Origin of the sequence: Mesorhizobium sp. NFR06 (assembly GCF_900115245.1) — a bacterium.
In the GTDB taxonomy this organism is placed as follows: domain Bacteria; phylum Pseudomonadota; class Alphaproteobacteria; order Rhizobiales; family Rhizobiaceae; genus Mesorhizobium.
Map to the genome: position 1 here is coordinate 1 of NZ_FOVT01000028.1, position 20,710 is coordinate 20,710.

A 20,710-nucleotide genomic window follows, 5' to 3' on the forward strand; every position below is an offset into this window, starting at 1 on the left:
GGTCTTGCGCGTGCCAATCGTAACGTTACAATCAAATTTGTAACGTTACGATTGGCCAAATGCGTTGCGCTGTCAAGCTGGATTCGTACGTACACGAATGATATTTGTGGCGGGCTAAGACTACAGGTACGTCGCCGTTTTGGTCGCCAAGCCGACATTGGCTTCACTTTCGGCGGATACTTGGCCATCCTGCAACCTGAACGCATCGCACCGGACCAGACCATGGCGCCACCAGCCAGACCAAACCTTAGACAGATTGCCAACAGCCTCGGCCTGTCCGTGACCACCGTATCGCGCGCCCTGAAGGAGGGGCCAGAAGTCCACCCCCGAACCCGAGCCCGGGTGCAGAAAGCGGCAGCGAAGGCGGGGTACGCGCCAAACATCCACGGTCTGGCGCTGAGGACCGGACGCACCCGTACGATCGCGGCGATACTGCCGCTGGAAACGCGGGCCTATGTGGCCGACCTCGCGAAGGTCCCGCTTATCGAGGGGATGACGCTTGCGGCCTCCGAGAATGGCTATGCGCTCTCGATCTTTTCCACCGGACCGGAGGAGGATCAGCTCTGGTCGCTGCAGCGGCTGGTGCAATCGGGGATCAGTGACGGGATCATTATCACCCGCATGGCGGCGAAAGATCCGCGGATAGCGTTCCTGAAGGATCGAGGCATTCCCTTCGTTGCATTCGGTCGCTCGGCGACAAAGCCGGACTACGCGTATATAGACGTCGACAATGAAGGTATGGTTCGGGATGCCGCGACCAAGTTGATCGCTCAAAAGCATCGCCGGATCGCGCTACATCTGCTGACCCGTGATGACGAGAGCTGCGAGCAGAGGTTGCGCGGCTACCAGCAAGCCCTTGCCAAGGCCAAACTTCCATTCGACCCGGCGCTGGTCGGGCATGAGGAGTTCACCATGGCGGCAAGCGAGAGTTTTTTCGAATCCGTGCTCGACCTGCCGAAGCCGGCGACCGCCTTGATGTGTTCAAGCGAGCTAGGGCTGCTGGGCGCGATCAGCGCCCTGCGAAAGCGAGGGCTGGTGCCGGGACGTGATGTCGGTCTCTTCGTCCGGGACAACACGCGTCTCAGCAAGTATCTGGCCGTGCCGTTGCTCGCGCATTTCGTCGATCTTGCCGAAGCTGGGCGGTTGGCGGTAGACGCACTGCTACGACAGATCGAGGACCCGGGATCGCCCCTGACACAAATCGTCATGCCGGGACATTTCGAGCGGTACAGCGGACCTGATCTGTCAGGCGTGGCCGCCCTTGACGCATCGGACCGCTCTTAGCTGACCCATCCCAAAAACGGATTGTCCGCTCACGGGCCATTTCAGTCATCGTGATCACCAGCAGGGGCGTGAAATCGGCATTGCGTTTGGGGCAGGGAAGGGCGCATTTCTTCCCAATTAACGTCCTCACAGGACAGATGGCTAGTCTTGCTTTCTATCATCCGTCGCGCGCCCAGTTTGGCACGCGTCAGCGATGCTCAAGTCACGGAAATAAAAGCGATTGTGATTCGAGCGTGACTCAGCGTGATCCAGCATTCCCGACGGGTATCGAGCGGGTTGGTTGTGCAACTTCCTCCGGTCTTATGCTATCTTGTTGAAAAATATAGACAATGTCTCTTTTGTCAACGGCGTGGAGATCGGCGCTTGGGAGCGGTACTATACGCTCTTCCGTACCAGTCACGCTTGCTCATCGTCATCCACCGCCAATCGCGTTGAAGCACGGCACGCTACTGTATTCTTTTGATCCCAAGCCTCAAGCTCCTCAACCGGGTACAACACTGCCTTGCCAAGCTTGACGTAGGCCGGTCCAATCCTCCTGGCACGCCAATTTCGAAGCGTTCCAAGCGAGATACTGCCGCGATATCGTTCCGCCACTTCTTCAGCTATCAGAAATTTCCTGTTGTCCATCAGGCTCTCCAAATGCCCGGCGTCTGACGAGTGAGAAGGGTCGAGCACGTTCCCAAACCGTGGATAACGCAGTTACACAGCAATGAGTGGTTATGTGCGCGAGAAATGGAAGTCGCTGTGCGCTGTAGTCGAACCTGCGGATATCGCAGGATAGAAATCGGATTGAGTGCTCACCCCATTTGGAACACCGACCCTGTAGGGGAATTGGATTGCGGCGATCTCAGTGTTGATATCCAGTCGCTTGCGCATCGAGCCTGATCAGCCATCGTACTTCGACGTGCGGCGGCGCCGTTGGCTATGCTTGCCAGTTTCTCTGAGCATTTCGCGGCCAAAACTTTTCCTAGCGGTGCCGGAGGAAGGCCGACACCGATCGCGTCTGCCATTCGGTAGCATCAATGACGCTATTGATCGACCTCTGGGTCCTTGGGACGATGTTAGTCTTGGGCTGCGCTAAGGCGAAGAACCCCTGCCTTTCTCAACGGTCACCGAGACGATTGGTGCGATGCACAAAAACATTGCTATCGGGTCGAGTCCGTTCCATAAATTGACGAGGCGTTTTGGGGCTGCCCACTGAAGGATGGAAACCATGTCCACCGCCGAAAAAACCCCTGCTACCATCGAAGGCACCGCCTTGCCGACCTTCGATCCGTCCAAGGCTGCGGCTGAGTTCCGCTCTGCAGCTGAAAAAGGCGTCGAACAGTCAAAAGAGGTTTTTGCCAAGTTCAAGGCGGGCTCTGACGACGCCCAGAAGGCTCTTGAGGCGAGCTTCGAAACCGCCAGAGCCGTTGGCAGCGACGTCTCGCTGAAGACAATTGCCGTTCTGCGCGCCAATACTGAAGCCGCTTTGTCGCACTTTGAAGCCCTAGTTGCCGTTAAGTCACCTTCCGAATTCGTCGAACTGCAAACCGCCTTCGTCCGCAGGCAGGTTGAAACGGCCGCCGAACAGGCCAAAGAGTTCCAGGCCGTCACGACCAAAGCCGTCGAGGACGTATCCAAGCCGATCAAGTCCGCCTTCGAGAAGGCTTTGAAGGAACTCAAGGCGGCCTGACTGCTTCACGCGATCCGGGCCCTCCTTCACTGATAGCATGGGGAAGACCGGCACATCGCGCCGGTCTTCGTCCATTTTCCGGCAACTGAGTAGCCGCAATGGATCGTTTCTTCGCGTTCATACGGGCAAAGAAGCACGGACCGCTGGCATCCAGCTGACGGTGGGAAAAGCCAAGTCGCGCCAGTCGTGCGCACCTCGTTAGATGGTTTCAAGCCGGCTGAACCGAACCGGGATGAGTTTTCGAGTCTCGAGTTGCCCCGCCGGATCCTTGTCGATGATAGTCAGAAACTGTACTTCTTCAGACACCAAAGGCAGAACAAGGCGTCCCCCTGGCTTGAGCTGATTCAGCAAAGCCGGCGGCGTCCACTCAGCCGCCACGCTAGCCAGGATCTTGTCGAATGGGGCGTGCTCGGGCCAGCCGCGAGATCCGTCTCCGACACGAATGGCGACATTGGAGAAGCCAAGGCCCTTCAGCAGAGCCTCGGCATGGCTTGCGAATTCCTCGATGATTTCGACGCTCCAAACCTGTCCTGCGAGTTCCGCTAGGATCGCGGATTGATAGCCTAGGCCAGTCCCGATCTCGAGCACTGTCTCGTGCGGTTGAGGAGAGAGGAGATCGGTCATCAGAGCGACAATGAAGGGTTGCGAGACGGTCTTACCGAAGCCGATCGGCAGCGGCATGTCCTGGTAGGCATAAGGCGCGACCGCGGCTGGCACGAAGAGATGTCGCGGGACCCGCTGCATCGATGCCATCACCCGCTCATCGAGCGTTGCCTTGCCGAGTTCTTCGCTAGCCAGGTCAGCATGGATCGCAATCATCTCGACCATGTGCCTGCGTAGAATCGCCAGGTGCTCTTCATTCATCGGTTTCATGACGACGAGGCTTTCCTCGACCAGCGGCTGCCAGATAGCTTTATATCCTGTTCGTCTTGTCACAGTAACCGACAAAGGCCGATGCGCTCGGCATTGCCCATTTGATGCGTACGGACTGGTTTCGTCAGCCCCACATCAAGTTGGAAAGCTGCTACCGCACGCGGCTTTTGCTGACGCACCGGCGCAACTTGAAGGCCAAGTTCCTCGACTTGGAGAACGTCATCCGCCAGTCGCTGAAGGCGTTCGGCATCCGGCTCGGAAAGACCGGCCGCGGCGCCTTTGCGAAGGCCGTGCTTGAGGCCGTCGCCGGCGATCCGATGACGCATGGTCTGATGCAGGCAATGCTGCGGGCACGGGCGGTGCTGTGGACGGAATATCTCGTCCTGCACAGGCTGGTGGTGCGGCTTGCCATGCGCGCTAAGTTGTGCCGCCGCTTCATGATGATCCCCGGTGTTAGTCCCATCACCGCGCTCAGCTTCAGCATGGCGATCGAGAATCCGGCGCGCTTCCGCCGCTCCCGCGATGTCGCCGCTTACGGCCTGACATCGAAGCGCTGGCAGTCCGGAACGTCGATCGACGTCAAGGGCCGGATCAGCAAAGCCGGCGATGGCGATGTCCGTCGCGCGCTCTACGAGGCGGCATCGGCGATGCTGACCCGCTTCAAGGGAAGCGATCTCATCAAGGCCTGGGGGCTACGGCTTGCGAAGACGAAGTGTCACGCCAAGGCGCGTGTCGCGGTGGCGCGAAAGCGTGCCGTCGTGATGCGTGCAATGTGGCGTGACGGCACGTCCTACGTCGGCGACACAACAGGCGAACAGCATGACATCGACGCAGGCAATATACCTGGACAAGCTCGACGGCCGTATCGACATCGCCTTCTACGACCGAATGTCGGCGCAGTGGCGGGTCGAGCAGACGCGCCTACTCCGTGAGATCGAGCGGCATGGCGAGGCCGAGGAATCATACAAGGATGGCGTGCGCCTGCTGGAACTGGCGCGAAGCGCCCGCCAATTGTTCGCCCAGCAAGCTCTAGGTGAGAAGAAACGACTCCTGAATTTGGTACTGTCGAACTGCATATGGGATGACGGAGAGGTTCGTGCAGTCTTCCGGCAACCATTTGATTTTCTTGCAGACACGACTACTGCGCTATCCTCGGAGCAGGCTTCGGAAGGCCTCTTGTCTATAGGGCATTTTCGAACTTTCTGGGTCGCGCCTCAGCCCGAATTGCGTGTGCTTATAGCGCAAATTGGGACACTAGAGTCGGCTTTGGGATGAATTTGAGGAGACTTCAACCTTCTGGCGCCCGCGCTCACCCGGTCGTGAACGTCAGCGCAAACGTCCGATAGTTCACATGCTAAACGACCGCTGTGCGCCCAATCTCGGCCGCTTAGTATTCCGTGGTTACTGCCTGAAAGCGGACATGGTCCATAGCGAAGTTCAGTTCGACGTTGCTCGAGTCGCGGCACCCGGTATCAACTGTCGGAAGTGCTGCTGACAGCATCAGAACTTCGTAGCGGTTATTGTCGGGCAGCATGGCCTTACATGCAGCGCCTATCCCCAAATACAGCCCCCATGCGCATCGGCGCGCTTGAGCCCCGCGATTCATCAATTGGCTTTTAAGGCCGCGTTTTCGCCGCTTCTGGATATGAATCCGCCGGAAATGCAAACCTAATCGCAGCGCAGCAGACAACATTGAGCTCGGTTTCCTCAACTCTACAGAGATGAATATGAGCTCTCTCAGCCCTGGCCGATTTGCACCGAACCGTGGAACAACGGTCCATTCTCAATGGCCGAACGCGGTTTTCGAAAATTTTCACGAACTACCGCTTCCCGATCGATCGAACCTCGGAGCTTGGTGCTATACAGATCGGCTTTCTTACGCACCGGGCGACAGGCTGAACATCCACGCCAATACGACCGGCTTGCACTATGACCTACGCATCTATCGTGACGGCCCTGCCTCGACAGAGGTGTTTGCAAAGGTTGGCATCCCAGGCGCGTTTCACAAAACGCCAAAGGATTGCTCGGTAAACGGCTGCGGCTGGCCGGCCGCGGTTTCGTTCGACCTGCCGAGTTGGCAGAGCGGCGGCTACATCGTTCATATCCGTGGTTATGATGGCGCTGACCAGCACATCGACCATCATTTTCCGTTTGCGGTGAGAGCCGCCGGTCCCTCTGCCCCGAATGCCATCCTTCTCATCACATGCACAGGCACATGGATGGCCTACAATGACTGGGGCGGGTCGAACCACTACGAGGGCATCGAGGGCGAAAACGCCGACCAGATGGCGCCCGTGGTCAGCACATTGCGGCCCTTCAGCCGCGGCTTTGCCTGGCTTCCGGAAGGTGCGCCCCGCATAACCTTGTCGGAGCCGCCAAAACTTGGGGCAGCCATCCGCTACCCTCATATGGAATGGGCTTACGCGAACGGCTTCAGCAAGAAGTACGCTTCAGCCGGCTGGGCGACCTATGAGCGGCATTTCGCGCGCTGGGCCGAAGCGAACGGGTTTGTTGTCGATGTCGCAACCCAGCACGATCTTCACGCAATACCGGGGCTTCTGGATGGTTACACGTGCGTGGCTCTTGTCGGGCATGATGAATATTGGTCGGCGGAAATGCGCGACAATATCGAGGCCTATGTCGACCAGGGAGGACATGTCGCGCGGTTCGCTGGGAATTTCACCTGGCAAATTCGCATCGAAGACGATGGCACACGACAGGTTTGCTACAAAACTCAAGCCGAGCACGCGGATCCTGTTGGCAACACGGACCGGGCCCACCTGCTGACGAGCGCTTGGGACGATGCCGCGGTCAACCGTTCAGGCACGCAGACCTTCGGAATATATGGTCACGGCGGCATCTATGCCGGCTGGGGCGGGTGCGTTCCCAGGGGCTCCGGCGGCTTTACCGTCTATCGCCCGGACCATTGGGCGTTTGCGGGAACCGATCTCTACTATGGCGACCAACTGGGCGCGGCATCGAAGGTTTTTGGCTACGAGGTGGATGGCTGCGATTACACCTTCAGAAATGGTCTTCCCTTTGCAACGGGCAGCGATGGAGCGCCTCCAGAAATGGAGATCCTGGCGATGAATGTCGCGACAACGTTCGAAGCCGATCATGGAAACGCCGGGTCGACCTTCTTCATGGGCGGGGACGACGCGAGGAGCGTCGCCTATCAGCGCCTTCGCCGCACCGACGAGGAGGCGATCGAGTCCGTGAAACGCGGCTCCGGCATGATCGTCTGCTTCGATCGCGGCAAAGGACAGATTTTCAACGCCGGCAGCTGCGAATGGGTGGCGGGTCTGATTGCCCGCGATCCTTTCGTCGAGAAGCTGACACGCAACGTTCTGGAACGGTTCACTTCACAACCGACCCAGCCATGACCGGATCATCTAGCGCACCCTCCACGAAGTCCAGCCCGTGGCGGTCTCAGGGAAGGAATCTGGCTGCAACTAGACGACGGGCTCCAAGTCAATGACGGGTCAGGAGGAGCCGCCGTCGCATGCCTGGGACATGGCAACAAGCGCGTGGCAGTGGCGATCGCCGAGCAGTCCGCCAAAATGGCTTACGACCACACCGGGTTTTTCACATCCGGGCCCGCCGATGCATCTACCCATCGACCGGAACCGCCGATGGTGTGCGTGGCGACCACGTGATCATCTCACCTGCCTACACGGTGTCATCAAGCGAGCCCGGGCTGATCGCCGAACGGCTCGGCGATGCTGTCGATGCGGCCTTAGCAACGGGTTCGTGACAAGCGAGCGTCCGGCTTATTGCTCGCCGCGGGATCGCTGCATGAGTGTCGAGGAGCGTGGTTCAAGTGTAGCTCGCGCTTTCCACGGTGATGCGAGGTCAAACGCTGCGTTTGCATCCTAGTCAGAGCATCCTACCGGGCTTGCAACCGCATTCGTGCCGAAATTGCATAGAGAGCCGCCGAAACAGTGAAGCCCGCGGAGACAACGGCGAGGCAAACTCTGCCTCGGGAGCGCACCATGAGCCTTGAAGTCCCAAGACACCGGCCGGGCTCGCTTACCCGACAGAACAATCAACAATAAGGGGAATGTGATGACAAACAGACACTATCTCGATCTTCTGGGAACGCCCGAAATAAGTCGCCGATCCTTGCTGGTGGGCGCCGGCGGCGCGGCTCTCTCAGTGGCTTTGACTTCAAAGCTTGCCAGAGCCGCAGACGACAAACCGATTGCCGGAGGGCATCTGGCGGTCGGGCTGGCAGGCGGTTCGAGCAGTGATAGCCTCGACCCGACATTCGCAGCTGCTCAGGTAGCCGGAACAATGATCAAGCAGCTTGGGGATCATTTGATCTACGCCGCTCCCAATGGCCGCGACCTTGAGCCGATGCTGGCGGAAAGCTGGGAGCATTCGGACGATCTAAAGAAGTGGAATTTCAAAATCCGCTCTGGCGTAACTTTTCACAACGGCAAGTCCATGACGGCAAAAGACGTTCTCTTCAGCCTCAACCGTCATCGCGGTCCGGACACGAAGTCCGCCGCGGCCGCAGGCCTTGCCGACATCGCCGACATCAAGGTCGAAGGCGATCACGAAATCACCATCACGCTGAACGAACCCAACATCGATTTCCCATTCAATCTGACCGACTACCACATCGTCGTTCAGCCTGATGGCGATCCCGGAAATAGCGGAATTGGGACCGGGGCCTACATGCTGGATACCGTAGACCTCGGCAATCGTTACATTACAAAGAAATTCAAGGACTACTGGCGGCCGGACGTCGGGTTCGTCGACTCCATTGAGACGATCGTCATCAACGATGCGACGGCGCGCATTTCATCGTTGCTCAACGGCCAGGTTCACCTGATCAATCGCATCGAGCCGAAGGTCGTCGATCTCATGAAGGGAAGGACCTCAGTCAAGATCGTCCCCACAAAGGGCCGCGGCCACTATTCCTTTGCGATGCGTTGCGACGCAGCGCCTTTCGACAATGCCGACCTGCGGATGGCGCTGAAGCTCGCCATTGATCGCGACGCCTTGGTAGAGAAAATCATGCGGGGGTACGGCGCGCCTGCCAACGACACACCCATCAATGACACCTATCCGCTGGCGTCCGCCTTTCCCCAGCGCAAATATGATCCCGAAGAGGCAGCCAGGCTCTACAAAAAGTCAGGTCATTCGGGGTCGATCCAGCTTCATACGTCAGAGGTCGCGTTCGCCGGTGCAGTTGATGCGGCCGCACTTTATAAGGAGCAAGCCGCCAAGGCCGGCATCGCAATCGATGTCGTGCGCGAACCCGGTGACGGCTATTGGAGTGAAGTGTGGAATAAAAAAACATTCTGCGCCACCTATTGGGACGGCAGGTCAACGCAGGAGCAGGCCTTAGCACTGGCCTATAAATCCGATGCTCCATGGAACGATACCGCCTGGAAACGCCCGGAGTTCGATAAGCTGCTTGCTGAAGCCCGCAGCATATCGGACGCCGCTGCTCGCACGGAAAAATACAAGCAAGCAAACGCCATGCTGCGCGACGATGGCGGCGCCATCATCCCGATGTTCGCTCAATATCTCGATGGTGTCAGCAACAAGCTCAAAGGCTTCGCCCCTGACGTCAACAACGAGTTGATGAACGGCCGGTACCACGAGCGGGTGTGGCTCGCGTCCTGAGACCGTGCGGTATTGGAACCTGCGGCGGCTCTGCGGCAGGTTCCAGTGCTATCGGCCGGCTACCAGCCCAGTGCGAGCCCGTCTTTTCGTGGATCCGAACCCCCAATCAGGAAGCCCGATTGATGATCGATCTGGATGATCTGGCCAGCCCCGAACGGGCCAGGTGCACTGAGCACCTGATGGACGTAGTCGATGAGCGCCGATCTGGTTTGGCTCGGAATTCCAGATTCGGCGAGAAGGGCTCCGTCATTGTCCCAGAAAATACGCCCATCATCGAGCGCCTCCTGCGGATCCATGCCGAAGATAGTCATGTTGGATAGGACGTGTGCCTGTCTACGGGCTGGAACGCCCCGCCGACCACACCGAAAGATATGGATGCCCGTCCGCCCTGCATGGCGATTGCCGGGATGATGGTATGCATCGGCCGTTTCAAAGGGCCGATTTCGTTTGGATGTCCCGGCTCGAGCGAGAAGCATGCGCCACGATTTTGCAGCGCGAAGCCCGATTTTGGCGTCGAGATGCGAGATCCGAAGCCGTCGCAAACGGAATTGATGAATGAGACAGCACGGCGGTCCCGGTCGACCACCGACAAATAGATCGTATTGGAGCCTGGCAAGGGCGGCAGGATGACTTCAGGATTGCGGCATTTTGGTCGGAACAGTCCTGCAAGCGCAGCTATGTAGGATTCGGAAAGAAGGTCGCTGGGAGTGGTCGTCATCGTCACGGGATCGCTGACGAAGCAGTCACGCACGGAATAGGCGATGCGCGCTGCTTCGATTTCGATATGGTATCGTTCAGCGCTTTCCCGCTTACAACCGGCGATGCCCAAGACATCCATGAGGCGCATCATGATCAGCGCCGTGATGCCCTGACCATTCGGGGGATTTCGAAGATGTCATGTCCCGCAAACGATGCCGAGATCGGTTCGACCCAATCGGCTGTAACGGAGGCCAGATCCTCCCGGGTCAGAAACCCACCCAGTGCCTGAACGGTCGAGGCAATTTCGGCACCAATCTCACCTTCGTAAAATGCCTTGGCGCCGCCGCGCGCTATCGTGCTGAGCGTCCGACCGAGTGCGGGAGTGGAAAAACGGCTGCCAACTTTTGGTGCGTGGTCGTTGGCCAGCCAATGCTTGGAACTGCCTTCGTCCCGCCGCAGGTCCTGGACATAGCCTTCCCAATCCTAGGCGACGCGGGGAAGGACAGGAAATCCGTCGCGCGCATAGGCAATAGCGTCCGAAAAGAGTTCTTCCAGCGACCTTGTCCCGAAGCGCTGGTGGAGCGCCTCCCAGGCTTTGACAGCGCCGGGCGCCGTTATCGATAGCGGGCCGAACGCCGGGACCATCCTATGGCCAAGGGCTCTGTAGCGGTCAGGCGATGCGCCGGAGGGGACACGACCTGATCCGTTCAGACCGTAAATCGCTCCGTCGGGATCGACGATCAACGCAAAGCAATCACCACCGACGCCGGTCATATGCGGCTCGACGACACAGAGAGTGGCGGATGCTGCAATCGCAGCGTCGACAGCGTTTCCACCCCTGCGCAACGTGTCCAAAGCCGTAGCTGTCGCGAGCGGGTGGGAGGATGCTGCCATCGCCGTTTCAGCATAGACGGCAGACCGACCTGGGATCTCAAAGCTGCGCATGGATTACCATCAAGACGTCCTCCATCGACCTTCGTCGGTCCATAGTCTTGCGTAATCACGCTGAAGGTTTGACAAATACGGACAGCTCCAGTTCAAAAGCGGCAATGAAATTGGATCTCAAACCGTGACAGCCCTTTCGACGAATGTGACCCCCGACGTCCAGAAAGTCACCATTCTCGTCCTGCCGCAATTCGCCATGATCGCGTTTGCCTCAACTGTTGAACCGCTGCGGGAAGCCAACTGGGTAGCGGGTCGACAGGCTTTCGAATGGAAGGTGGTCTCGCACGATGGTCTGCCCGTGCGAGCGAGCAACGGCCTGAGCCTCAACGTGGACGGCTCCATCAGCGACATCCCTTTTGCCGGCATGGTCATTGTATGCAGCAGTTTCAACCCGCATCTCTATGCAACGCCGGCAGTGCTCAAGTGGCTGAGGCGGCAAGACCGTCTGGGTGCCATGATCGGAGGTGTTGAAACGGGCGCTTTCATATTGGCTCGTGCCGGCCTGTTGAATGGTCATCGAGCGACGATCCATTGGGAGAATGCGGAGAGCTTCGCCGAAGAATTCCCCGATGTGAATTTAACCGGCCAAATATTCGAGCTCGACCGGCGCCGCTTTTCGGCTTCCGGCGCCACCGCTGCAATGGACATGATGCTCTACTTCGTAGCGCAGCACCTTGGACAGAAGGTGGCCTCCGGCGTTGCCGAGGAATTCATCTACAATCGCATGCGCAAGGGCGAGTCACCCCAGAGGCTTGAAGCCTCCGACCGCATGAATACGCGCAACCCGCGCTTGCGCCGACTCCTCACCTATCTCGACAATAACCTGAACGTTAGTATTGACGTCGCCGACATGGCGCGGGTCGAGAAGATCTCCCAACGCGAGATACGCCGGCTGTTCCAAACCCATCTCGGCATTTCGCCAAAGGCCTACCATCGCAGGCTTCGTCTCGAGAAGGCGCAGGCGATGCTGCGGCAAAGCGATGTCGATGTGTCCACTGTCGCGCTGGACTGCGGGTTTACTTCCAGCTCTGACTTTTCTCGGGCTTACAAGCGAGAGTTCAACCGCCGTCCTAAAGACGACAGCGGCGAAGCCTACCTGTTCGACAGGTAACGTTTCCGGCGCTCTTGCCAAGACCGAAGGTAGAATCTGCGCTTGCTCCTCGGCACGCGAACTTGGCGCGTGAACGTCGCTTTCGGCCGAAAAGGTGAACTGGTCGTCCGCCAGGGGCAACTGATACTGACCCTCCTGCACTAGTGTCCTGGTTGTCTCTATCCGGAGTATCCCGTGCAGACCAAGCAGGAGCCATTGAGCGGATATCGCGTCGTCGATTTCGGGCACTACGTCGCCGGTCCCGCCGCCGGGATGATGCTGGCCGATTTCGGCGCCGACGTGATCAGCGTCGTGCCGCCAGGTGGACCGCGCTGGCAGCACCCCACAAGCAAAATCCTGTCGCGCAACAAGACCTGTGTGGAGATCGACCTTAAGGACAGAGTCGGCCTGAAGAGCGCTCGCAACCTGGTCGAAAAGGCCGATGTCCTGATCGAGAATTTCCGGCCCGGCGTGATGGACCGGCTTGGGCTTTCCTACGACAGTCTGAAATCCGTCAATCCCGGCCTGATCTATCTGTCGCTGCCCGGCTTCGCCTCCACCGATCCGGAACGGGCGCATTTGCGAGCGTTCGAAGCGATCATTTCGGCGGCTTCCGGGCAGTTCACCGACATGGGTCTCAATCGCGTCCTGATGGGCATCAATCCCAGCTTCTCACCGCTGACGCTCGCCTCGGCCTATGGCGCGGCACTTGGAACGAACGCCATCCTCTATGCGCTCTACAATCGAGGCCGAACCGGCGTCGGCGATCGCATCGAGGTTCCGCTGGCATCCGCCCTGATGGAGGGGCTCGCCTACAATTCGCAGCGCGTCGAGCGCTATCCGGAGCGCTACAAGTCGCCTCGCGAAAAGGAAATCGAGCGGCGGCAGGCCAATGGCATAGCGCTGAAGATGGATTATCACGAACTTCAGGAGTTCCTGGACCCCTTCTACCGGAGCTATAAATGCTCGGATGGTCGCTTGATTTACGTCGTTTGCGCATCCCACAAGGCGCACGCCAAACGCGCGCTCGAAGTGCTCGGACTATGGGATGAGGTGAAGGCGCTAGGCATTCCCGAGCAGGATGACTGGTATCGGCCGATGAGTGAGTGGCCCGAAAATTGCGCCTTGGGGCACTACCCTCTGTCGGCAAAGTGGGCGGCGATTGTCTCTGAACGCATGGCGTCAGCGTTTGCAACCGATACGGCCTTTGCCTGGGAGCAGAGACTTGGTGAGGGCCGCGTGCCAGCCCGAGCCCACCGAACCACGCAGGAATGGCTGCACACGCCGCATGCCATCGAGGCCGGACTCATCGTTGAACAGGACGATCCGGATCTTGGAAAGCTGAGCACCTTCGGCCCATTTGCCTGGCTTCGCGACCCGGATGGGATCGTACCTTTACAGCAAGCGCGTAAGCCAGCAGCCGCGGCGGACATCGCACGGACTTGGGCTATTCGTCCGGCTCTCGTCGCGCGAGACGGCGAAGCCGGTGGGTCCTGGCTGGGTGGACTGAAAATCCTCGATATGACCAATGTTATTGCCGGGCCGACCATATCGTCTTTTCTGGCGCGCTTCGGACCCGACATCATCAAGCTCGATCCGGTCAATCCAACCTTTGACCCCTGGAATACGATCGTGTTCGGCATGCAGGCCGGACGCGGCAAACGCAGTGTGCTTGCCGACATCACAACGAAAGACGGGCGCAAGGTTCTGGAGCATCTCATTCGGTGGGCGGATCTGATCACCTTCAATGCCACGGATCGACAGGTCGTCGATCTTGGCCTGGACGAGGCGGCCCTGAAGGCGATCAACCCGGACGCCATCCTGTGTCAGGTCGACGCCTTCGGCGGTCCGGGCCGTGGTCCGATGAGCGACCATCCGGGCTATGACGATACCGTCCAGGCGATGACGGGCGTTATGATACGCTTTGGCGGCGGCAGGGAAACGCCCGAAGAACATGCTCATTTCGGAACCATCGACGTTCTCGGCGGATATCTGGCCGCCTGCGCCGCCGGTGCGGCATTGATCATGAAGAGGGACCAACACACGGTGATGCGAGCCCGCTCTTCCCTCACCGCGGCGGGACAACTCATACAGGCGCCTTTCATGTACGATCACGCGGGCCGGTCGCCGTTCAATGAACCAAGCGGCAGGCAAGCGACCGGAGAATGGGCCGGCTACCGCTTCTATCGCGCCAGCGACACATGGTTCTTCCTTGCCTGTGCGAATGAAATGGAATTTGACGTGCTCTCGCAGAACCTTGGATTTGATCGCGCTCGAGATGCGGACAGGGTGGAATTCCTGGAAGCGGAGTTTTATCGGCGACCAGCTTCGGAATGCGTAGCCATGCTGACGAAGCTCGACATTGGCGCCGTCGTGCCGAGCTCAATCGCTGAGTTGCGCGAGAAGTACCTGCATCGGACAGAGGTAGAGGACGACAAAACGGACACAACATATCAGTTCGTAAGGCATGACATCGCTGCCGCTAACCGATGGGTCGATCTGTTCGAACCCTGCGCGATTAGGACAAGCAACGGCCATATCAGCAAATATCCGCCGGCTGAGAAGTACGGGGCATCGACGAGGCAGATTCTTCAAGAGCTCGGTTTCGATGAGCAAAAAATTGACGCCATAATCGATGAGCGGACGGCTGCGGTCCAATGGTCTGAATTCTATCTGCCTGAATGAACACTAAACAATGCCCTGCGGTGTCCTTATAACGACGGCTTTCTACACGCCAACAAGTATCGATTAAAGGCTGCCTTTGTAGGCGAGCCCGCCTCGCCAAGCAGCGCATGGTGCCAAAATTCTTTATGAAACTATGCGGTCATCGACCCGATGAGATCGGATATTTGAAAAGGCCGCGGTACGGAACGGCTGCTATCCAAGCGACCTCGCCAAAAAGCCGACCGTCTGCAGTCGGCCCCAAGGCTGCCCGTGAAGCGCCTCAATTTTAGCCGTCGCATGGCTCGTTCCGGTCACCTGAAAGCAGCCATGGCTAGGCCCCGACCTCCGAGGCTCTAACCTGTCTTCGTCATGGGACGCGGACAACCATCTCCACTTCGAGTTGCAACATTGGGGTAAAGAGGGACTGCACCCCCAACACGGTGAGACTCGGCATTGTTCCGGCAAGCATCGCTTGGATCGGTGCATAGGCCTCAAGAAAGCGCTCTGTTGTGCCATCGACAACATAGATGCGGAGCATAACGATGTCGTCTGTCGAGGCGCCTAGTTCTTGGAGGGCAGCCTTCAAGCTATCGGCAATGAGCTCCGCTTGGCCACCTATTGTCTCTGGCACTGCCGAGCCGTCGAGCGGGGATGCAATCTGCCCCGACAGGTAGGCCAACTGCCTTGTCTGGGCGACGCTGATTTGTGAGTGACCGTTCGTGGTCGAGTCCCACATCGTTGAAGGGTTGTGACGAACCACCGGGGCGGTATCGAGAGGGGACATGGCGGACATAGCTATTCTCCATCGTGTTTGCTTGACGAGCGACTGGGAACGGGAGGTGTTCTGGCGCTACAATTCGCGATATAAGCGATCTATTGGGGAATGTGTGTCCCCACACTGTGGACGAGGTGCCTGTTGCGAGACGAACTCGACATCGGAGCCATCCGGGCGTTTATCTCGGTGGTGGACGCTGGCGATTTCACGACGGCTGGGCGAGCGCTGCGCATAACGCGATCGGCTGTGGGGAAGGCCGTTATCAGGCTGGAGGAGCGTCTTGGCGCAAGGTTGCTCAACCGGAGTACGCGCCGAGTTTCGCCCACTTCGGACGGCCTGCTTTTCTACGAACGCTGCGTTTCGCTGCTGGCAGATCTGGAAGAAGCAGAGGCGGCAGTCCGGCACCGTGAGCAAAAGCCCCGTGGCGCGATAAAACTGTCCGTTCCTGATGCCTATGGCCGGCTACGCATCTTGCCGGTTCTGCAGGAATACCTCCTCCAATGGCCAGAGATCAGGGCAGAGGTGACATTTTCCGATCGCATCAGTGACCTCGTTGGCGGCGGCTATGATCTCGCGGTTCGCATAGGGGGACTTGAATTCAGCACCGGCCTTGTGAGCCGCGTCATTGATCGGATCGACGGAGCCCTGTGCGCCGCGCCGTCCTACCTCTCCAAACGCGGCAAGCCAGACAACCCCGAAATGCTAAACGAACATGATCATCTGGCATTTGGCCGCGACGGGCACTTAATGGCCTGGTCGCTTCAGGCCGGTGATGAACTGGTGAAAGTTAGGCATGCGCAAGCGAGAATGGTCATGGATAGCGCCGATGGCCTGCGTGCCGCAGCGATTGCGGGACTCGGCATCGCCAGTCTGCCAAGCGCAATTGTGGCGGCCGATCTCGAAGCGGGAAGGTTGGTCCCCCTTCTGGCAGAGTATCAAGGTGAACCGCTACCGGTATACGCGCTCTATCCAGATCGTCGCCATATGCCCTCGAAGGTCCGAATGCTCATTGATCTGCTCGTTCAACGTCTGGCGCAAAGCGGGAGAACGACGGATTTGTGAGAGCCCTCGGCGCACCTACGCTTTCTCAACAGGGCTGACCGCTTTTTGGCCATTTGGCCGGGCTCGTTGAACGACCAAATTGGGGTCGTATGGAGAACGGCAGCTTATCTCAGATGCCTGGCGAGACCCGACAGTCCGGTACGGCCCCGAGGCCGACGTCAGACGGTTCTACAATTGGCTATCGACTGGGGTTCTTGGAAGCTTTTCGAACTTTCTGGGTCGAGCCTCAGCCCCAATTGCGGTTGCTTATGGACAAAGTGGGACATTAGATTGGGTTTTTGGATAGCTTCGAAGGCATCGACTTCTGTCACGTGCGCCAGATAGCGCGTCAGCATGAACTTCTAAGCGTGCTACTTTTGAACGGCAGCTTTGCGCCTCATATCTGTCGTTCAAACCCGCTTGTGCAACACCTAAAAGCAGACCTATTTTCAGATCGCTGCTTGCCCTGGCGAGGGCTCTTTGCTCAACGGCCACCTCAATAATCCTCTGGTGTGATGATTGATTGCGATCAGGGCCGGTCCAGTGACATCGATTATCGCTGGGGCGAAGCTATCTTCACCGTTATACCCACTTGCTGGACGCGTGGTGCAGAGCCGCGGTGTCTAAGGACGAGGTGCCGCTATGAACTTTGTCGACATGGACCTCAACTTGCTGCGCGTTTTCGATGTGATGATGCGTGAAAGAAGCGTCACGCGCGCGGCTACCGAATTGGGCAGAACACAATCTGCTGTAAGCCACTCCTTGGCGAAGCTTCGGTTCCTATTGCGGGATGAATTGTTCACCAGAGATGGGGGCGAGATGCGGCCGACGCCTCGGGCACTGGAACTGCTGTCTGACATTTCTGCTGCGCTGGCAACAATTCGGGCCTCGATCGACCGGCATCAGGTGTTCAATCCGGCAACGACTCGACGCAACTTTCGCGTTGGACTTACCGACTATCATGCCATGATATTTATTCCGGGGCTCATTCGAGAGTTTTCGAGGCTAGCCCCTAACGCGACACTGAACGTCATTCCCGCGAACGGACCCGACATCGGCTCCTCCGTCTATCTAAGACAAGTCGACTGTGCGTTGACGGGAGCGGCAATACGCGACGATCCGAATCTCTTGAAAGTGGAGCTCGGGCAAGATCGGCTATTTTGCGCGGTGTGGAGTGGAAGCAAGATCGCCAGGAGCGGTATGACGCTGGAAGCTTACTTGGCCAGTTCCCACCTGCAGATTTCCGCGGATGGTCAAGCAGAAGGGCTGGCGGATGCCGCCCTGAAGCAGCACGGTCTACGGCGCAATGTTGTTGCTACCATATCGAACTATCTGGTGCTTCCCTGGGCACTGCGCGGCACCGAACTGATCACCCATTGTGGGGACGCCATTCTGCAGATGCTGGATGAGAGAAGCGAGGTGAGCTTGAGAGCGCCACCGCTTCCTATTTCGGATGTTAGCGCGTGGCTCATCGTCCACCGTCAGATGGCGAACGACCCCGGGACCAAGTGGCTCCGGGAGGTGATCGTGGGCATTCATAAGGACTCCCAGACTAAGCGCCGAAGCTCAATCGTCGACATCGGGGATGCGGGGCCACCGAAACAATAACACCTCGGCCAACCGCTGCCTTTGACGAAGCCCCTGTCTTGCGCGTCGATTATGAAAATGGCTCATTTTCAGAATGAGGATAATCAATTTGACGAATAGTTGACGTTACGGGCAGATTGGACCCAACAAAAACAGGGGAATACCGAAATGAGATCAATGCTTAAGGGTTTGATTGCCGTAGCCATGGCGTGCACCGCCTCAGCGGCGTGGTCCGCAACCCTCGACAATGTCAAGAAGAATGGGGTGCTCACCTGCGGCACAAATTCGGCAACCGCGGGCTTCAGCCTTCCGGACAATGAAGGCAAGTGGACTGGATTTGTCGTCGACTATTGTCGCGCTGTGGCTGCCGCGGTGCTTGGCGACGCGCAAAAGGTAAAGTTCATCCCATTGACGCCAAAAGATCGCTTCACCGCCCTGCAGTCGGGAGAGATCGACATTCTCGCGCACAACGCAACCTGGACATCCTCTCGCGATATGTCGCTCGGCATTCTGTTCGCCGGCACGTATTTCTATGACGGCCAGGGATTTATGGTCCGCAAGGCGGACAAAATCACATCAGCCAAGGGGCTGGACGGCGCATCGATCTGCGTAACCCAAGGCACCACAACCGAATTGAACCTTGCCGACTACTTCCGTTCGCAATCGATCAAGTACACCACCGTTGGTTTTGCCGACGAGGAAGCCGTCGTGAAGGCTTACGAGGAGGGGCGTTGCGATGTCTTGTCGGCAGACACCTCCACCTTGAACGCATCGCGGCTTCGTATGGCCAAGCCGGATGACAGCATCGTGCTTCCCGAGTTGATCTCCAAGGAGCCGCTTGGCCCGGCTGTCCGGCAAGGTGACGACCAGTGGTTCAACGTGGCGAAGTGGACGCTTTATGTCATGGTGGCAGCAGAAGAATTTGGGGTCACCTCGAAAAACGTCGATGCAATGAAATCGTCGGACAATCCCAACATCCGCCGTCTACTCGGCGTGGAGGGCAGCATAGGCAAGGATATCGGCCTCGGCGACACTTGGCCGGTTGAGGTGATCAAACAGGTCGGCAACTATGGTGAAGTCTTCGACCGGAATGTCGGCAAGGACTCGCCCCTGAAGATGGAACGTGGTCTCAACGCGCTCTGGAACAAGGGCGGCATTCAGTACGCTCCGCCCATTCGCTAGACATGACATCATTGCCGGGCGCTGGCGCATATTCGCCAGCGCCGTTGTGCTCAGCCCCACAGGACCGGCCATGTCCGATTTTTCGCTTTCCGTGCAGCCGCGCAGAAGCCTCTCTTTGCACAGTACGAAAGTGCGAGGCATCTTCTACCAAGTCTTGCTCGCCGGCAGTCTCTCGGCCTTGGCACTCGGTATCGGCATTCAGACCGTATCGAATATGCGGGCACGGGGGATCCCGCTGTCATTCGGCTTTTGGAATGAGTCTGCCGGCTTCGATATCAACCAGACCCTGATACCCTACGACACGCTTTCTACCTACGGCCAGGCGTTCTGGGTGGGCGTGGTCAACACGCTCTTCGTCAGCTTGCTCGCAATCCTCTTGGCAACGTTGCTCGGCTTCGTGGTTGGAATTGCCCGCCTGTCGCAGAACTGGATCGTTGCGAAGGTCGCGACTTCCTATGTTGAGATCATACGCAACATCCCGTTACTGCTGCAGTTGCTTTTCTGGTACAACGCCGTCCTCAAACCGCTCCCCGCGCCGAAGTGGTCGATCGAAATTCCCGGCGGCATCTACCTCAACAATCGCGGCCTTATATTTCCAGAGGTCCAGCTGCATCCGGGAGCTGGGCTGGTGGCTCTGTCGTCCGCGGCGGCCGTTATCTGCTGTATCGCCTTCTGGTTCTACGCCAGGCGTGTCCAGAGACGAACCGGCAGACAGCTGCCGGTGCTTTCGGTCAGCCTGGCGGCATTGATAGTCTTTCCGCTGCTCATGTTCCTGGCGGCCGGCGAACCGGTATCGTTCATAAGGCCGCAACTGCACGGGTTCAATTTTCAAGGCGGGCACCAGCTCTATCCGGAGTTCGCCGCTCTCCTGATCGGTCTGTCGGTCTACACCGGATCCTACATCGCCGAGATCGTCCGAGGTGGAATCCAGGCGGTGCCGAAGGGCCAGACCGAGGCTGCCTGCGCGCTCGGGCTCTCACCGGGCAAGACACTTCGCCTGGTCGTTGTTCCACAGGCGCTGTGCATCATCATACCGCCTCTGACAAGTCAGTACCTCAACCTGACCAAGAACTCATCGCTCGCCGTCTTCATCGGCTACCCCGATCTCGTTCAGATCTTTGCGGGGACGGTGCTCAACCAGACGGGAGCGGCCGTCCAGGTGATGGCGATCACCCTGGCGGTCTATCTCGCCATCTCCATCGTCACCTCGTTAGCCATGAACGCCTTCAACCGGCATTTTGCGATTGTCGAGAGGTGA

18 protein-coding genes and 1 pseudogene are annotated in these 20,710 nt (G+C 58.4%); 11 read left to right on the top strand and 8 right to left on the bottom strand.

What is annotated here, in order from left to right; all coding sequences use genetic code 11:
• A partial coding sequence (locus F3H96_RS29110; RefSeq protein WP_244620205.1) for a substrate-binding domain-containing protein occupies window positions 1-1,284 on the top strand: 1,284 nt, incomplete at its 5' end.
• Between the two features lie 396 nt (window positions 1,285-1,680).
• Here F3H96_RS29110 and F3H96_RS29115 read toward each other — a convergent pair.
• Entirely contained in the window at window positions 1,681-1,911 is a 231-nt protein-coding gene (locus F3H96_RS29115) for a helix-turn-helix domain-containing protein (protein WP_149805092.1), read from the bottom strand.
• Between the two features lie 577 nt (window positions 1,912-2,488).
• Here F3H96_RS29115 and F3H96_RS29120 point away from each other — a divergent pair.
• On the top strand, window positions 2,489-2,959 hold the full coding sequence (locus tag F3H96_RS29120; RefSeq protein ID WP_149805093.1) for a phasin: 471 nt from the start codon (window positions 2,489-2,491) through the stop codon (window positions 2,957-2,959).
• 198 nt (window positions 2,960-3,157) lie between these two features.
• Here F3H96_RS29120 and F3H96_RS29125 read toward each other — a convergent pair whose 3' ends face one another.
• Window positions 3,158-3,832, bottom strand: coding sequence for a protein-L-isoaspartate(D-aspartate) O-methyltransferase (locus tag F3H96_RS29125; RefSeq protein ID WP_149805094.1), 675 nt, complete (start codon window positions 3,830-3,832; stop codon window positions 3,158-3,160).
• Between the two features lie 74 nt (window positions 3,833-3,906).
• On the opposite strand from F3H96_RS29125, the pseudogene F3H96_RS29130 reads away from it, so the two are divergent.
• Window positions 3,907-4,632, top strand: a pseudogene (locus F3H96_RS29130) (transposase); the annotation flags it as partial.
• A gap of 587 nt (window positions 4,633-5,219) precedes the next feature.
• Here F3H96_RS29130 and F3H96_RS29135 read toward each other — a convergent pair.
• Window positions 5,220-5,525 carry a hypothetical protein gene (locus F3H96_RS29135; RefSeq protein WP_149805095.1) on the bottom strand — a complete coding sequence of 102 codons (306 nt, stop codon included), beginning with the start codon at window positions 5,523-5,525 and terminating at the stop codon, window positions 5,220-5,222.
• Between the two features lie 34 nt (window positions 5,526-5,559).
• Between F3H96_RS29135 and F3H96_RS29140 the strand changes: the two genes are divergently transcribed.
• Together F3H96_RS29140 and F3H96_RS29150 are read left to right on the top strand one after the other, a co-directional pair.
• On the top strand, window positions 5,560-7,215 hold the full coding sequence (locus F3H96_RS29140) for a N,N-dimethylformamidase beta subunit family domain-containing protein (RefSeq protein ID WP_210248187.1): 1,656 nt from the start codon (window positions 5,560-5,562) through the stop codon (window positions 7,213-7,215).
• Between the two features lie 682 nt (window positions 7,216-7,897).
• Window positions 7,898-9,469, top strand: a complete 1,572-nt coding sequence (locus F3H96_RS29150; RefSeq protein ID WP_149805097.1) for an ABC transporter substrate-binding protein — start codon at window positions 7,898-7,900, stop codon at window positions 9,467-9,469.
• A gap of 59 nt (window positions 9,470-9,528) precedes the next feature.
• On the opposite strand, the gene F3H96_RS31590 is transcribed toward F3H96_RS29150, so the two are convergent.
• Genes F3H96_RS31590 through F3H96_RS31435 form a run of 4 tightly spaced genes read right to left on the bottom strand, consistent with a single transcriptional unit; the run spans window position 9,529 to window position 11,113 of the window.
• Window positions 9,529-9,780: a gamma-glutamyltransferase gene (locus F3H96_RS31590; protein ID WP_280177799.1), complete on the bottom strand. Its 252-nt coding sequence runs from the start codon at window positions 9,778-9,780 to the stop codon at window positions 9,529-9,531.
• The gene (locus tag F3H96_RS31425) at window positions 9,777-10,319 is read right to left on the bottom strand and encodes a gamma-glutamyltransferase (RefSeq protein WP_280177800.1); all 543 of its coding nucleotides are present in this window, start codon (window positions 10,317-10,319) and stop codon (window positions 9,777-9,779) included. Before F3H96_RS31425 ends, F3H96_RS31590 begins: the two co-directional genes overlap by 4 nt.
• A 2-nt stretch (window positions 10,320-10,321) precedes the next feature.
• The gene (locus F3H96_RS31430) at window positions 10,322-10,627 is read right to left on the bottom strand and encodes a gamma-glutamyltransferase (protein ID WP_348530101.1); all 306 of its coding nucleotides are present in this window, start codon (window positions 10,625-10,627) and stop codon (window positions 10,322-10,324) included.
• Window positions 10,628-10,651: 24 nt separating this feature from the next.
• Complete coding sequence (locus tag F3H96_RS31435) at window positions 10,652-11,113, bottom strand: gamma-glutamyltransferase (protein ID WP_348530100.1); 462 nt, start codon at window positions 11,111-11,113, stop codon at window positions 10,652-10,654.
• A gap of 124 nt (window positions 11,114-11,237) precedes the next feature.
• Here F3H96_RS31435 and F3H96_RS29160 point away from each other — a divergent pair, with 124 nt between their 5' ends.
• Together F3H96_RS29160 and F3H96_RS29165 are read left to right on the top strand one after the other, a co-directional pair.
• Complete coding sequence (locus F3H96_RS29160) at window positions 11,238-12,224, top strand: GlxA family transcriptional regulator (protein ID WP_149805098.1); 987 nt, start codon at window positions 11,238-11,240, stop codon at window positions 12,222-12,224.
• A gap of 174 nt (window positions 12,225-12,398) precedes the next feature.
• Entirely contained in the window at window positions 12,399-14,888 is a 2,490-nt protein-coding gene (locus tag F3H96_RS29165) for a CoA transferase (protein ID WP_210248188.1), read from the top strand.
• Between the two features lie 346 nt (window positions 14,889-15,234).
• Here F3H96_RS29165 and F3H96_RS29170 read toward each other — a convergent pair whose 3' ends face one another.
• Window positions 15,235-15,660, bottom strand: coding sequence for a RidA family protein (locus F3H96_RS29170; protein WP_149805099.1), 426 nt, complete (start codon window positions 15,658-15,660; stop codon window positions 15,235-15,237).
• A gap of 123 nt (window positions 15,661-15,783) precedes the next feature.
• Here F3H96_RS29170 and F3H96_RS29175 point away from each other — a divergent pair, with 123 nt between their 5' ends.
• The 4 genes from F3H96_RS29175 to F3H96_RS29190 all read left to right on the top strand — a co-directional run bounded on the left by F3H96_RS29175 (window position 15,784) and on the right by F3H96_RS29190 (window position 20,710).
• Entirely contained in the window at window positions 15,784-16,704 is a 921-nt protein-coding gene (locus tag F3H96_RS29175) for a LysR family transcriptional regulator (RefSeq protein WP_210248189.1), read from the top strand.
• Between the two features lie 621 nt (window positions 16,705-17,325).
• Window positions 17,326-18,291 carry a LysR family transcriptional regulator gene (locus tag F3H96_RS29180; RefSeq protein WP_149805101.1) on the top strand — a complete coding sequence of 322 codons (966 nt, stop codon included), beginning with the start codon at window positions 17,326-17,328 and terminating at the stop codon, window positions 18,289-18,291.
• Between the two features lie 147 nt (window positions 18,292-18,438).
• Window positions 18,439-19,452, top strand: a complete 1,014-nt coding sequence (locus F3H96_RS29185) for an amino acid ABC transporter substrate-binding protein (RefSeq protein ID WP_149805102.1) — start codon at window positions 18,439-18,441, stop codon at window positions 19,450-19,452.
• 70 nt (window positions 19,453-19,522) lie between these two features.
• On the top strand, window positions 19,523-20,710 hold the full coding sequence (locus tag F3H96_RS29190) for an amino acid ABC transporter permease (RefSeq protein WP_149805103.1): 1,188 nt from the start codon (window positions 19,523-19,525) through the stop codon (window positions 20,708-20,710).